General features: G+C 71.0%; 14 protein-coding genes. 3 read left to right on the top strand and 11 right to left on the bottom strand.

Going from position 1 to position 12,262, the window contains the following annotated elements:
* Window positions 1-3: 3 nt before the first annotated feature.
* Window positions 4-1,320 (bottom strand): ABC transporter substrate-binding protein, encoded by a 1,317-nt coding sequence (locus AKH00_RS08010; protein ID WP_050722215.1) that lies wholly within the window; start codon window positions 1,318-1,320, stop codon window positions 4-6.
* Window positions 1,321-1,408: 88 nt separating this feature from the next.
* The gene (locus AKH00_RS08015) at window positions 1,409-2,644 is read right to left on the bottom strand and encodes an aminotransferase class V-fold PLP-dependent enzyme (protein ID WP_050722216.1); all 1,236 of its coding nucleotides are present in this window, start codon (window positions 2,642-2,644) and stop codon (window positions 1,409-1,411) included.
* A 166-nt stretch (window positions 2,645-2,810) separates the two neighbouring features.
* On the opposite strand from AKH00_RS08015, the gene AKH00_RS08020 reads away from it, so the two are divergent.
* Complete coding sequence (locus AKH00_RS08020; RefSeq protein ID WP_050722891.1) at window positions 2,811-3,509, top strand: FadR/GntR family transcriptional regulator; 699 nt, start codon at window positions 2,811-2,813, stop codon at window positions 3,507-3,509.
* 132 nt (window positions 3,510-3,641) lie between these two features.
* On the opposite strand, the gene AKH00_RS08025 is transcribed toward AKH00_RS08020, so the two are convergent.
* From AKH00_RS08025 to AKH00_RS08050, 6 genes are read right to left on the bottom strand one after another with little or no spacing between them, the layout of a single operon-like run.
* Window positions 3,642-4,148 (bottom strand): glycine cleavage system protein R, encoded by a 507-nt coding sequence (locus tag AKH00_RS08025; protein ID WP_050722217.1) that lies wholly within the window; start codon window positions 4,146-4,148, stop codon window positions 3,642-3,644.
* A 30-nt stretch (window positions 4,149-4,178) separates the two neighbouring features.
* Entirely contained in the window at window positions 4,179-4,682 is a 504-nt protein-coding gene (locus tag AKH00_RS08030; protein WP_050722218.1) for a hypothetical protein, read from the bottom strand.
* The gene (locus AKH00_RS08035; RefSeq protein WP_050722219.1) at window positions 4,679-5,737 is read right to left on the bottom strand and encodes a PLP-dependent cysteine synthase family protein; all 1,059 of its coding nucleotides are present in this window, start codon (window positions 5,735-5,737) and stop codon (window positions 4,679-4,681) included. Before AKH00_RS08035 ends, AKH00_RS08030 begins: the two co-directional genes overlap by 4 nt.
* Before the next feature lie 37 nt (window positions 5,738-5,774).
* Window positions 5,775-6,578, bottom strand: coding sequence for a GntR family transcriptional regulator (locus AKH00_RS08040; protein ID WP_050722220.1), 804 nt, complete (start codon window positions 6,576-6,578; stop codon window positions 5,775-5,777).
* Between the two features lies 1 nt (window position 6,579).
* Complete coding sequence (gene rbsD / locus AKH00_RS08045; RefSeq protein ID WP_050722221.1) at window positions 6,580-6,984, bottom strand: D-ribose pyranase; 405 nt, start codon at window positions 6,982-6,984, stop codon at window positions 6,580-6,582.
* 51 nt (window positions 6,985-7,035) lie between these two features.
* A complete protein-coding gene (locus AKH00_RS08050; RefSeq protein ID WP_050722222.1) occupies window positions 7,036-7,989 on the bottom strand; it encodes a ribokinase in 954 nt (317 codons plus the stop codon).
* 106 nt (window positions 7,990-8,095) lie between these two features.
* Between AKH00_RS08050 and AKH00_RS08055 the strand changes: the two genes are divergently transcribed.
* Window positions 8,096-8,758: a transaldolase family protein gene (locus AKH00_RS08055; protein WP_050722223.1), complete on the top strand. Its 663-nt coding sequence runs from the start codon at window positions 8,096-8,098 to the stop codon at window positions 8,756-8,758.
* 27 nt (window positions 8,759-8,785) lie between these two features.
* On the opposite strand, the gene AKH00_RS08060 is transcribed toward AKH00_RS08055, so the two are convergent.
* Window positions 8,786-9,463 (bottom strand): FadR/GntR family transcriptional regulator, encoded by a 678-nt coding sequence (locus AKH00_RS08060; protein ID WP_050722224.1) that lies wholly within the window; start codon window positions 9,461-9,463, stop codon window positions 8,786-8,788.
* Between the two features lie 47 nt (window positions 9,464-9,510).
* Here AKH00_RS08060 and AKH00_RS08065 point away from each other — a divergent pair, with 47 nt between their 5' ends.
* Window positions 9,511-10,482 carry an amidohydrolase family protein gene (locus AKH00_RS08065; RefSeq protein ID WP_050722892.1) on the top strand — a complete coding sequence of 324 codons (972 nt, stop codon included), beginning with the start codon at window positions 9,511-9,513 and terminating at the stop codon, window positions 10,480-10,482.
* A gap of 56 nt (window positions 10,483-10,538) precedes the next feature.
* Here the strand turns inward: AKH00_RS08065 and AKH00_RS08070 are convergent, their stop codons facing one another.
* Both AKH00_RS08070 and AKH00_RS08075 read right to left on the bottom strand, forming a co-directional pair.
* Window positions 10,539-11,297, bottom strand: a complete 759-nt coding sequence (locus tag AKH00_RS08070) for an SDR family NAD(P)-dependent oxidoreductase (protein WP_200903824.1) — start codon at window positions 11,295-11,297, stop codon at window positions 10,539-10,541.
* Complete coding sequence (locus tag AKH00_RS08075; protein WP_050722225.1) at window positions 11,294-12,154, bottom strand: fumarylacetoacetate hydrolase family protein; 861 nt, start codon at window positions 12,152-12,154, stop codon at window positions 11,294-11,296. The genes AKH00_RS08070 and AKH00_RS08075 overlap by 4 nt, the downstream gene beginning before the upstream one ends.
* Window positions 12,155-12,262: the final 108 nt, after the last annotated feature.

Genomic DNA, 12,262 nt, shown 5'->3' on the forward strand with positions numbered 1-12,262 from the left:
GGATCAACCCTTCTCCGCGGCGTACTTCTCGGTCCAGAACGTGTCCCACGACTCGAGCAGCTCGCTCGTCGACATGTTGCCGAGCAGCACGTTCTGCACATCCTGGTCGGACTTCTGGATCCACTCGGTCCACCAGCTCACTCCGCGCGGCTGGCGCACGTTCACGTAGGTCTCCGGGTCCTCCGTCATGGTGACGTAGCTGGTCCACGGGCCCGTCGAGTAGAACTCGTCGTCGGCCGCCTCCGCGATGATCGGCACGAGGCTGTTCGCCTGCGCGAACTCGGTTGCGGGCTCGGCCGACGAGAGGAATTCGACGAGCTTCACCGCGGCCTCCTGGTGCTCGCTGTTCTCGGCGACACCCCAGCCGGCGACCGCCAGCGGCTGCGCGGCCTTGCCCGAAGGGCCGACGAGCAGCGGAGCGGTGTCCCACTGGTCCTCGGTGAGCGAGGAGTCCTGCACGGTCGCGATGACCTCGGGGTCCTGCAGCAGGAACGCGGTGGTGCCGTTCGTGAAGCCGGCGACCATCTCGGGGTAGCCCCACGAGACGGCCGAGGGCGGCGACGCCTCGGTGAACAGGTCGAAGTAGTCGTCGACGGCATCCTGTGCCTCGGGGGCGGCGAAGATCGTCGAGCCGTCCTTCATGAGGAACGCGTCCTCGGTGTCGAGGCCGTCGATCGTGTAGGCCTCGATCGCCGCGACCACGTTGCTGTTGGCGTTCGCTCCGCCGCGGAAGGCGTAGCCGTAGACGTTGTTCGACGGGTCCTGGATGGCGCTGGCCTGCTCGAGGAGGTCCTCCCAGCTGTGCGGCGGACCGTCGAAGCCGGCGTCGGCAACGAGGTCGGTGCGGTAGAACAGCGACAGACCGTAGAAGCCGTAGGGCACGAAGTAGCTCTTGCCGTCGGCCGCGACCGACGCGGACTGCGCGTTGTCGGTCAGGGCGTCCCAGCCGTCCCACTTCTCCAGGTCGGCGGTCATGTCGTACAGCCAGCCGTTGTTCGCGAACGGGCCGACCGTGATGTCGCGGACCTCGAGCACGTCGACGCCCTTGCCGGACTGCAGCATCTGCTGGATCTTCGCGTCGGCCTGCTCGGTCGGCGGCGAGACCAGGTTGACCTTGATGTCGGGGTTCTCCTTCTCGAACTCGTCGAGCAGGCCGCGGATCAGGTCGGTGCGGGCCGGGTTGGTCAGGCTCTCGACCATCTGCAGCGTCACGGTGCCGTCGGCGGACGAGCCGCCGCTGCCGCCGGAGCAGCCGGTGAGCGCGAGTGCGGCGACGGTGCCGATTCCCGCTGCGGTCGTCAAGATGCGGTTCTTCTTCACGAGGTGCCTCTCAATTTCGGGTGGTGGTGGGTTCGGGTGGTGGTGGTTCGGGCGATGGTGGGTGCGGATGGGGGATCGGGTCGTGCGGTCAGGAGACGATGAGGGAGTTCGCGGAGCGGATGCCGGCGCGGCTGAGGATCTGCGGCACGCAGCGCTCGACGAACGCGGCGAAGTCGGACTCCTCCGTGTAGAGGTGCGCCGACAGGCGGAAGTAGCCGATGCCGCGGAAGCTCGTGAACGCGGTCTCGACGCCCACCGCGTCGAGGAGGTCCATGCGCAGCGCGTCGGCCTCCTCGCGGGTCGCGCCGAGTCCGAGCGGCAGGCGCACCAGGCGCATCGACGGCACGGGCGAGGGGAGCGGTGTGAGCGGGTCCTCGTCGCCGTAGGGACGCAGCGCCTCGGCGATCATCTCGGCGCCGGCATCCGCGATCTCAGAGATCGCGAGACGCGCGGACGCCCAGCCGAACTCGTTCTCGACGAAGTCGATCGCGGTCGGTGTGGCGAGGTACGTCGTCGCGTCGATCGTGCCCTGCGTGTCGAAGCGCACGGGATAGGGCTCGCGGGCGGCCCAGGAGTCGATGAGCGGCCACAGCTCGTCGCGGTCGGGAGCGCTGGTGACGAGCAGTGCGGATCCGCGCGGGGCGCAGGGCCATTTGTGCAGGTTGCCGAACCACCAGTCGCCGCCGGCCTGGGCCGCGGCATCGGCGATCAGGCCGGGCGCGTGTGCGCCGTCGACGAGCGTGCGCACGCCCTGCGCGGCGGCGAGCTCGGCGATGCGGCGGGTGGGCAGCAGGCGCGCGGTCGGCGAGGTGATCTGGTCGACAACGATCAGCCGCGTGCGCCCGGTGAGGGTGTCGGCGAACAGCTGCACGACCTCGTCGTCGGAGGCGAGCAGCGGCAGGGCGACGGTGCGGACGGATGCTCCGAAGCGGCGCGCGAGGCGCTCGGCCCCCATCGTGATGGCGCCGTATCCCTGGTCCGTCACGAGGATCTCGTCGCCGGCCTCGAGCCGGAGGGCGTTGTAGACGACGGTCGCGGCGGCGGAGGCGTTCGGCACGAACACGCTGTCCTCGGCGCGGGCGCCCACGAACGGAGCCGTGCGCTCGCGGGCCTCCTGCACGCGCTCGGCGATGCGCGGGAACCACTCGACCGGGCTGAGGTCGGCCCGGCGGCGCAGCGCGTCCTGGTGGGCGACGACCGCGGTGGGCACGGCGCCGAAGGATCCGTGGTTGAGGTGGATCACCTCGGGGTCGAGGGGCCAGGCGTCGCGCGCTCGCAGGCCGGAGTTCAGCGTGAGCGGTGCGGGGAACGGCAGTGCGGGCATCGATCCTCATCGGTGAGTCAGGGGCGAGTTGTTGCACAACTTTGCCACACGAGTGCGGAAATGGCTACGTATCGGTGAAGATGAAACATAGTTGTCATACGAGTTTTCATGGTCGGCACATTCCGACAGACTTCACGAGGAGCAGGCGATGGCCGAGAGGATGACGATGAGCGCACTCGACACGGCGCTGCACGGCCTGCGGGCGCTGATCGCCGACGGCGCACTGCGCCCCGGCGACCGCCTGCCGAGCGAAGGGGAGCTGTGCGAGCGGCTCGGGGTCTCCCGCGGGTCGCTGCGCGAGGCGATCCGCATGCTCGCGGCGCTCGGCGTGCTCGAGACGCGCCACGGCTCGGGCAGCTACGTCGGCGAGCTGCGGGCTGCCGACCTCATCGGCAGCCTCTCGCTCACGGTCGGGCTGCTGCCCATGGCCGGGGTGCTGGAACTCACCGAGCTGCGGCGGGTGCTCGAACCGCACGCCGCGGCGCTCGCCGCCGCGCGGATCGATGCCGACACGGTGGCGGCGCTCGACGGCATCCTCACCGAGATCGAGGCGAGCGACGACTTCGAGGAGCACTCGCGCCTCGACCACGCCTTCCATATGACGATCTCCGAGGTCGCCGGCAACGACGCCCTCACGAGCCTGATCGACGTGCTGCGCTCCCGCTCGCGCGCCTACCGCATCCCCGACGCGCACGACGCGAACGAGCTCAAGCGCAACTCGGATGCCGGGCACCGGGCCATCCTGCGCGGGCTCGCCGCCGCCGACCCGGTCGCCGCCTCGGCAGCCGCATCGTCGCACGTCGCGGCGACGGAGTACTGGGTGCGGCTGTACACCGAGGCCGAGGCCGCGGAGTCGTCCGCCTGAGGCCCGTGCGCCGGTCGTGCGCCGCCGACCCACCCCTCTCTCGCCGAGCCACCCCCGTATGCCCTGCACGCACCGGGGTGGTTCGCGACGAAAGGGGTGGTTCGGGGCAGGGGCGTCGGGGCGGGGCGGCGCCTACTCGAACGTGATGTCGACCTGGATCTCGGTGGCCAGGCGCTCGAGGTCGGCCTGCAGTGCGTCGACGTCGACGTCCGCAGGAACCCGCGCCGCGACAGTCGCCTCGAACAGGCGGCCTCCCGCCATCGCCGCATCCCGCGTCTCCGTCGCCAGCTCCTCGATGCTCAGCGCATGAGCGTGCAGCACGGCCGACACCTCTCGCACGATGCCGGGACGGTCGTTGCCCAGCACGCGCAGTTCCAGCATCCGCTCCGGGGCGGCGACGTTCTCGGTGCCGGTGCGCACGGCGACCGTGAGCAGGCCATCGAGCTCACGCAGCGCCGACTCCAGCTCGGACGACCGCTCCGGCGAGACCGAGACCTCGATCACACCCGCGAACGTGCCGGACAGCTCGGCGAGCTGGCTCGACTCCCAGTTGCCGCCGTGGGCGTCCACGACATCGGCGACGGCGGCCACGAGGCCCGGACGGTCAGCACCCGCGACGGTGAGGATGAGAGTGGTCATGCGGCCAGCGTACCCGGGCACTCCTGGCGGCTACTGCGGCGAGGTCTGCGCGTTGCGAATCGCGGCCCGCAGTTCGACGGCGCGGTCGCTGCGCAGAGTGCGGGTACTGCCCTGTGACAGGGTCAGACGGACGGCGGGGCCCGCGGACCAGAGCAGGAATCGATCAGTGCCGAGGATGCGCCATCCCACTCCGCCGGCCCCGGACGGCGTCACATCGACGAGGTCGATTCGCTCGATGTCGGCGAGCGGGATGTGCTCGACGCGGAATGGCGAGAGCCAGGCGTCGACGTGAGCGGAGGTGACGCTGAGTACGATGCGCCGAGTCAGCGCGAGCAGGCCCGCGCCCAGGACGAGCACAGCACCGATGAGCAGGACGACCACGGTCCAGGCGCCGACGTGCTCGCGTTCCGCAACCACGGCCGGTGCGGCGACGGCAATGATCACCGCGAGGAAAACCAGGGTGGCGGCGCCGGTGATCGCCAGCCACCGGGGACCCACGATCGTGTCACGGAACGGCGTGGAGGTCGAGGTCACTCCATCCACTCCCCGGTCTCCAGGAACCGGTCGAGCCGCGCCCGATGCGGAGCGAGGTCCCAGCCCTGCGCGGCGACCCAGTCGTCGGAGTAATAGGTGCCGGCGTAGCGGATGCCGCTGTCGCAGATGAGCGTCACGACGCTGCCGGTCTCGCCCGCCGCGCGCATGCGGGCGATCAGCTGGAAGGCACCGTACAGGTTCGTGCCGGTCGACCCGCCGGCGAGGTGCAGGGTGCGTTCGCGCAGCATCCGGATCGCGGCGACGGAGCCCGCATCCGGCACCTGGATCATCTCGTCGATCACGGTCGGAACGAACGACGGCTCGACCTGCGGGCGGCCGATGCCCTCGATGCGGCTGGGGCGTCCGGCGGGCGCGTCGGGAGTGCCCGCCCAGCCGTCGTAGAACGCCGAGCCCTCAGGATCGACGACCGCGATCTGCGTGTCGTGGCGGCGGTACTTCACGTACCGGCCGAACGTCGCGCTCGTGCCGCCTGTGCCCGCGCCCACCACGATCCAGCGGGGGATCGGATGCCGCTCCTGAGACAGCTGGCTGAACACGCTCTCGGCGATGTTGTTGTTGCCCCGCCAGTCCGTCGCGCGCTCCGCGTACGTGAACTGGTCGAGGTAGTGGCCGTGGCAGTCGTTCGCGAGGCGCCGTGCTTCGGGAGACATGTCCTCCGCGCGCTCGACGAAGTGGCAGGTGCCGCCGCAGAACTCGATGAGGTCGATCTTCTCCTGGCTCGTCGAACGGGGGACGACCGTGATGAAGGGCAGGCCCAGCATCCGCGCGAAATAGGCCTCCGAGACCGCGGTCGACCCGCTCGAGGACTCGACGAGCGTCGTGTCCTCCGTGATGCGTCCGTTCACGAGGCCGTAGAGCAGCAGTGAGCGGGCGAGGCGATGCTTGAGCGACCCGGTCGGATGCACCGACTCGTCCTTCAGGTACAGGTCGATGCCCCACGCGGCCGGCAGCGGGAACAGGTGCAGGTGCGTGTCGGCGCTGCGGTTCGCGTCGGCTTCCAGCAGGGCGATCGCGGTGCTGGTCCAGTCGCTCATGAATCGAGCGTAACGCGGCGCTCCCGACGGCGCCCGATCAGCTCACCGTGCCCGCCCTCGACGCCGCGCCGTCGTCGTCGATGTGCAGCAGCGACGCCTGCGACTGCTCCTGCTGCAGCTGGAACTCGAAGCGCGAACGATCACCGCGATGGTGCGCCACGAAGTACTCGATCGGGATGCCGTCGGCGCCGCGACTCACACTGCGCAGCCGCAGCAGGGCGGAGCCCGCGCTCACGCCGAGGTGCTGGGCCTGCTCGTGCGTCGCGACCGTCGCCTCGGCGGAGCGGACACCGCTCGTCGCGACGATCCCGTTCTCGGCGAGCAGCCGGTACAGCGACGCCTCCGACAGGTCGACACCGAGCGTCACGCCGCCGACCGCCTCCGGCATCCACGTCGTCGAGAGCGACCACGGTTCGCCGTCCACGTGCCGCAGGCGCTCGAGCAGGACGACCGGGGTGCCGGGCTCGACCTCCAGCGCGGCGGCGATCTCCTCGTCGGCCAGGGCCTGCTCGTGCCGCAGCACGTCGCTGTGCACGTGTCCCCCGCGGCGCTCGACGTCGTCGTACAGCCCGACCAGCGTGTGCACCAGGCTCTCCGCCGTGCGCGGGCGCGACACGAACGTGCCCTTGCCCTTGACGCGTTCGACGAGCCCTTCGTGCTCGAGCTGTGCGAGAGCCTGACGCACGACCGTGCGGGAGATGCCGTACCGCTCGCACAGACGATGCTCGCCGGGCAGCGGATCGCCCGGCTGCAGACCGTCGCGGGCGATGCCCTCGATGATCAGCTGCCGCAGCTGGTCGTACATCGGCGCTGCGGAGTGCCGGTCGATCGAGTCCTCCATGTCAGTACGCCACTCCCGCGTGCAGGATCACGTTGGCGTACGGCGTGAACTCGCCCGAGCGCACGAAGGCGCGTGCGCCGTGCGTGAGCTCCTTGAACTCGACGTGCGGCACGAGCGTGATCTCGAAGTCCTGGTCCGCGAACCGCTCGCGCAGCGCCGCCAGCACCTCGGGGCTCTTCTCGGCGACCTCGGCCGACACCGTCGCACCCTCGACCACGAGTTCGGCGAGCACGGTGTCGAGCACGTCGAAGAACGCGGGCGCACCGGGCCGGTACGCCAGGTCGATGCGCTCCGACCCGGGCGGGATCGGCAGGCCGGCGTCGGTCACCACGATGAGGTCGGTGTGGCCGGTCTCGCTGATCACGCGGGAGAGCGCGGGGTTGATGGTCGTGGCGGTCTTGCGCATGAGGGCTCCTCGGGCGGCTGATGCTGCGGGTCGGGCGGCGGGTGCGGCGGCTCAGGCGGCGGCTTCGCGGGCGGACAGGAACGCGTCGACCTCGGCGCGCAGCGGAAGGCTCGGCGACGCGCCCTGCTTCGTGACAGCCAGCGCCCCGGCCGCGGTCGCCAGGCGCACCGCCTCGTCGAGAGTGCTGCCGTTCGCGAGTGCGGCCCCGAGATAGCCGGCGTAGGCGTCGCCCGCGGCCGTGGTGTCGACGGCCTCGACCGGGAACGGGGGGATCACGGTGGCGCCCTCGGCCGTGACGACGCACGATCCCTGACCCGCGAGCGTGATGACGGCGGCCCCGACCCCGCGGTCGAGGAACCAGCGACCCGCGCGCTCGGCGGAGTCGGCGTCCGTCACCTCGACGCCGCTGATGAGCGTCGCCTCGGTCTCGTTCGGCGTCACGATGTCTATGCTCGACCACACCTCGTCGGGGAGGGATGCTGCGGGGGCGGGATCGAGGATCACGGTCATGCCGTGCTCGCGACCGCGCGCCGTGATGTGCGCCGTGAGAGCGGAGGGCGTCTCGAGCTGCGTGAGCAGCACCGACGTGGTCGGCGCGAGCGCGGCGAGGGCGTCGTCGATCTGCTCGGGGCTCAGCGCCGCGTTCGCGAGAGGCACCATGACGATGTCATTCTGCGCCGAGGCGTCGACGCGGATGTGCGCGATGCCGGTCGGGCCGGGCACGGTCCGCAGGTGCGCGAGGTCGACGCCCGCGTCGCTCAGCCCGGTCACGACGAGGTCGTGGAACAGGTCGTCGCCCACGCATCCGACGAAGCTCGTGAGCGCCCCGGATCGTCCGGCCGCCACGGCCTGGTTCGCGCCCTTGCCGCCCAGCATGAGCGTGAACTCGTCGCCCAGGATCGTCTCGCCGCGCGCGGGGAGTCGGGTCGAGAAGGTGGTGACGTCGGCGGTCACGCTTCCGACGATCACGACTCCGGTGCGGTCGGCCGAGGCGGCGGGGGTCATGGCGCTCCTGATCGTCGTCGATCCGCGGGCTTTGACAATCGTCCGCGGCTGTCATTACATTAGCCGAATCCGAACCTGTAACGACAGGTTGCGATCGAGGAGAGCCATGACCGCGCCGTCCCCCCGTCTCTACGTCGACAGCGCCGACCTCGAGCGCGTCTCGTCGCTCCTCGCCACCGGCGTCATGCACGGCGTCACGACCAACCCCACGATCCTCGAGCGCGGCGGGCGCACCGCCGCCGAGATCCCGGACCTGTACGCCCGGTGGGCGAGCGAGGGCGCGCGCGAGATCTTCTTCCAGACCTGGGGCGGCGACACCGCGTCCTTCCTCCGCAACGCCGAGGGGATCCGCGCGCTCGGCGACCTCGTCGCGGTCAAGGTGCCGGCGACGCGGGAGGGCTTCGCGGCGGCATCCGCCCTCGTGCGCGACGGCGCGACCGTGCTCGTCACGGCCGTGTACTCCGTCGCGCAGGCGCTCGCGTGCGCGAGCATCGGCGCGCAGTACATCGCGCCCTACCTGGGTCGCATGCGGGATGCCGGGATCGACGGCGACGCCGTGATCGCGCGGATGCAGGCGGTGTGCGCCGGAAGCGGATCGAACGTGCTCGCCGCGAGCCTGCGCTCACCCGACGACATCACCGGCCTCCGTCTCGCCGGGGTGCCCTACTTCACGGCGGCTCCCGACGTGCTCGACGCCGTGCTGTCCCACCAGGTCAGCGACAGTTCCGCCGCCGAGTTCGACGCGGCCATGGTGCGGCTCGGGGCCTGACGCCCGGCAGCGAGTCGACGCGGGGTATCAGGCCGACGCCGCCTGACGCAGCCACCGTTCCACGCCCGCGATGTGCGCCGTCGCGAGGGAGGTCGCGAGGATCGGATCGTGCTGCGCGACGGCGTCCGCGATCGCCCGGTGCTCCGACAGCGTGCGCTCGACGGCACCGCCCTCGGTGAGTCCGCGCCAGACGCGCGCCCGCACGGTCTGGCTGCTCAGGTGCTCGATCAGGCTCGCGAGATAGGCGTTGCCCGACATCGCGACGATCTCGCGATGGAACCGGATGTCGTGCTCGACGAGCTCCTCGATGCTGACGTTCGCGTCGACCGAGGCGACCTCCTGCTCGAGGTGCGCGATCGCCTGCGCCGTGCCGAGCGTCGCGGCGAGACCGGTGGCCTGCGACTCCAGCATCCGACGCACCGCGAAGATCTCCAGCATCGAGTCGTCGTCGTGCATGTCGACGACGAACGAGATCGCCTCCAGGAGCAGATGGGGTTCGAGGCTCGTGACGTAGGTGCCGTCGCCGCGGCGCACGTCGAGCACCCGGATGACCTCGAGCGCCTTCACGGCCTCGCGCATCGAGTTGCGCGACAGGCCCAGACGCTCGGACAGCTCCTTCTCGGGCGGGAGGCGGTCGCCGGGAGCGAGCTCGCCCGACACGATCATCGCCTTGATCTTCTCGATCGCCTCGTCTGTCACAGCCATGGCGTCATCCTAGCGATTCATCGGATGTCTGAGGCAGGATGGTCGGCATGCGCGTACTCGATTCGCACCTGCACCTCTGGGACCCCGAGGTTCTGCACTACACCTGGCTCGAAGGGCCCCTCGCGTGGCGGTTCGCCGACACGGAGATCGAGCACTCCCGCGTCGCGCGGGCGACCGTCGAGTCGTCGGTCTTCGTGCAGGCCGAGACCGTGGAGGCCGACTTCCTCGAGGAGGTCCGCTGGGTCGCGGGTCTCGCGCCCGCGCTCGGTGTGGTCGGAATCGTCGCCGGTGTGCGACTCGACCGGGGCACCGACACGACCGCGCACCTGGAGGGGCTCGAGGTCGAGCCGCTGGTCGTCGGCGTGCGGCACCTCCTACAGGGTGCGGACGACGGCCTCTCCGGGACGGCCGCATTCGTGACCGGCGCGCGCGAGGTCGCCGCCCGAGGATGGACCTTCGACGCCTGCATCCGCCCCGATCAGCTGCCCGAGGTCTCGCGGCTGGCCGCCGCGGTGCCCGAACTGCGCATCGCGCTCGACCACCTCGGCAAGCCGGCGGTCGGCACCGCGGACGCGCCGCTGGCGCCGACCCCGGAATGGGTGCGCGACCTCGCCGACCTCGCGCGGCATCCGCTCGCCTTCTGCAAGCTCTCCGGGCTGCCGGCGGAAGCCGGCGGGAACTGGACGCGGGAGCAGCTCGAACCCTTCCTGGATGCCGCGGCGGACGCGTTCGGAGCGGACCGCCTGATGTGGGGGAGCGACTGGCCGGTCTCGGTGATCGGCCCCGCGGAACACGACGACCCGCACGCGCCGGAGGACGGATCGCCCGTGTACCAGCCGCACGGCCGTGACCGCTGGGCCGAGACCGTGACCGCGTGGGCCGAGGAGCGCGGCCACGACGTCGACGCGATCCTGTGGCGCAACGCCTGGGAGTTCTATCGGATCGGCGAGCGCCGCGAGGCCGCGGATGCATCGGATCGGCCGCGCCGCGGCATCCTGGGGTGGCTCCGCGGGGAGTGACGCGAGCGGGCCGTCCCGATCCGCGGATCGGGACCGGCCCCGCAGATCGGGCGGGGTCAGCTGCCGACGGGGCGGAGACGCAACCGCGCCATGCCGCCGTCGACCTCGAGGAACGTGCCCGTAGTCGACCCCGCGTCCGGGCTCACGAGGTAGGCGACGGCTGCGGCGACCTCGTCGGGCGCGACCAGGCGGCCGTGCGGCTGCCGGGCCTCCAGTGCCGCGCGCTCCGCGTCGGGATCGGATGCCGTGTCGAGCAGTCGTCCCACCCACGGGGTGTCGGCCGTGCCGGGGTTGACCGCGTTCACGCGGATGCCCTCGCGCAGGTGGTCGGTCGCCATCGCGCGAGTGAGCGCCGCGACCGCGCCCTTCGAGGCGCTGTACAGGGCACGCTGCGGCAACCCGGTGGTCGAGGCGATGGATGCCGTGTTGCACACCGCCGCGCTCGGGGACTTCCGCAACCAGGGCAGCGCTGCCGCCGTGACGCGGGCGATGCCGGTCACGTTGATCGAGAGCACGCGCGCCCACTCCTCGTCGTCGTTCGCCGTGATGTCGCCCTGCGCACCGATCCCGGCGTTGTTCACGACGATGTCGATGCGGCCGAAGCGCTCGGCGACCGCGGCCACCGCGGCGTCGACCGACGTACGGTCGGACACGTCGGCGGTGAACGCCGCGAACGCGGCATCCGCTCCCGAGGTGTCGCGGTCGAGCACGGCGATCTGCGCCCCGTCGGCGTACAGGCGGGCGGCGATCGCGGCGCCGAGCCCCGAGGCCCCGCCGGTGACGATCGCGACGAGTCCGTTCAGTCCTTCGCTCACTTCTGCGCCTCCCAGGCCACGAACTCGTGGCGTTGACGCCCGAGCCCTTCGATCTCGATCTCGACGACGTCCCCGGCCTTCAGGTAGGGGAACTTCCCGCCGAACGCGACGCCCTGCGGTGTTCCCGTCAGGATGAGGTCGCCCGGTTCGAGCGTTACGTACTGCGACAGGTGGTGCACGATCGTGCGCACGTCGAAGATCATGTCGTCGGTGTTCGAGTCCTGGCGGGGCTCGCCGTTGACCCAGCTGCGCAGACGCAGGGCATCGACCTCGACCTCGTCGGGAGTGACGAGCCACGGCCCGGTCGGGTTGAACCCCGGAGCGATCTTGCCCTTCGACCACTGCCCTCCGGAGACCTCCATCTGGAAGGCCCGCTCCGAGACGTCGTCGGCCGTGACATAGCCGGCGATGTGGGCCTCGGCCTGCTCGGGGGAGTCGAGGTAGGCCGCGCGAGCGCCGATCACGATGCCGAGCTCGACCTCCCAGTCGGTCTTCTCGCTGCCGCGCGGGATCGTCACCGTGTCGTGCGGGCCCACGACCGTGTTCGGGGTCTTGAGGAAGATGATCGGCACCGTGGGCGGCTCCGCGCCGGATTCGCGGGCGTGAGCTGCGTAGTTCTGGCCGATGCAGATGACCGCGCTGGGGCGCGCGATGGGGGAGCCGATGCGCAGGTCCGCAGCGCCTTCGAGCGGCACGAGCTCGCCCGCGGAGCGCGCGGCGGCGATGCGGGCGGAGAAATCGCTCGTGAGGAACGCGCCGTCGACATCGGATGTCACGGGGCGAAGATCGAGGTGGACGTCGCCCTCGACGAGGACGGGGATCTCGGCTCCGAGGGGTCCCAGGCGTGCGAACTTCATGTCTCTCCTGCTCAGTCGGATCGTCGTGCAGACCGGCTGCGCCGACGCAGCCGGTCTCGTTGACAGTATAGACATCGGATGTTTACACTCCAAGAGATCCGCACGAAT

The sequence above is a fragment of the Microbacterium sp. GCS4 genome (assembly GCF_001262495.1).
Lineage (GTDB): Bacteria > Actinomycetota > Actinomycetes > Actinomycetales > Microbacteriaceae > Microbacterium.

What these genes read in the sequence shown, in the direction of transcription:
- AKH00_RS08055 (WP_050722223.1), top strand. Translation starts at nt 8,096, where the DNA reads ATGACCGCGCCGTCCCCCCGTCTCTACGTCGACAGCGCCGACCTCGAG.
- AKH00_RS08025 (WP_050722217.1), bottom strand. Translation starts at nt 4,148, where the DNA reads ATGACCACTCTCATCCTCACCGTCGCGGGTGCTGACCGTCCGGGCCTC.
- AKH00_RS08065 (WP_050722892.1), top strand. Translation starts at nt 9,511, where the DNA reads ATGCGCGTACTCGATTCGCACCTGCACCTCTGGGACCCCGAGGTTCTG.
- AKH00_RS08075 (WP_050722225.1), bottom strand. Translation starts at nt 12,154, where the DNA reads ATGAAGTTCGCACGCCTGGGACCCCTCGGAGCCGAGATCCCCGTCCTC.
- AKH00_RS08050 (WP_050722222.1), bottom strand. Translation starts at nt 7,989, where the DNA reads ATGACCCCCGCCGCCTCGGCCGACCGCACCGGAGTCGTGATCGTCGGA.
- AKH00_RS08035 (WP_050722219.1), bottom strand. Translation starts at nt 5,737, where the DNA reads ATGAGCGACTGGACCAGCACCGCGATCGCCCTGCTGGAAGCCGACGCG.
- rbsD (WP_050722221.1), bottom strand. Translation starts at nt 6,984, where the DNA reads ATGCGCAAGACCGCCACGACCATCAACCCCGCGCTCTCCCGCGTGATC.
- AKH00_RS08040 (WP_050722220.1), bottom strand. Translation starts at nt 6,578, where the DNA reads ATGGAGGACTCGATCGACCGGCACTCCGCAGCGCCGATGTACGACCAG.
- AKH00_RS08060 (WP_050722224.1), bottom strand. Translation starts at nt 9,463, where the DNA reads ATGGCTGTGACAGACGAGGCGATCGAGAAGATCAAGGCGATGATCGTG.
- AKH00_RS08015 (WP_050722216.1), bottom strand. Translation starts at nt 2,644, where the DNA reads ATGCCCGCACTGCCGTTCCCCGCACCGCTCACGCTGAACTCCGGCCTG.
- AKH00_RS08020 (WP_050722891.1), top strand. Translation starts at nt 2,811, where the DNA reads ATGAGCGCACTCGACACGGCGCTGCACGGCCTGCGGGCGCTGATCGCC.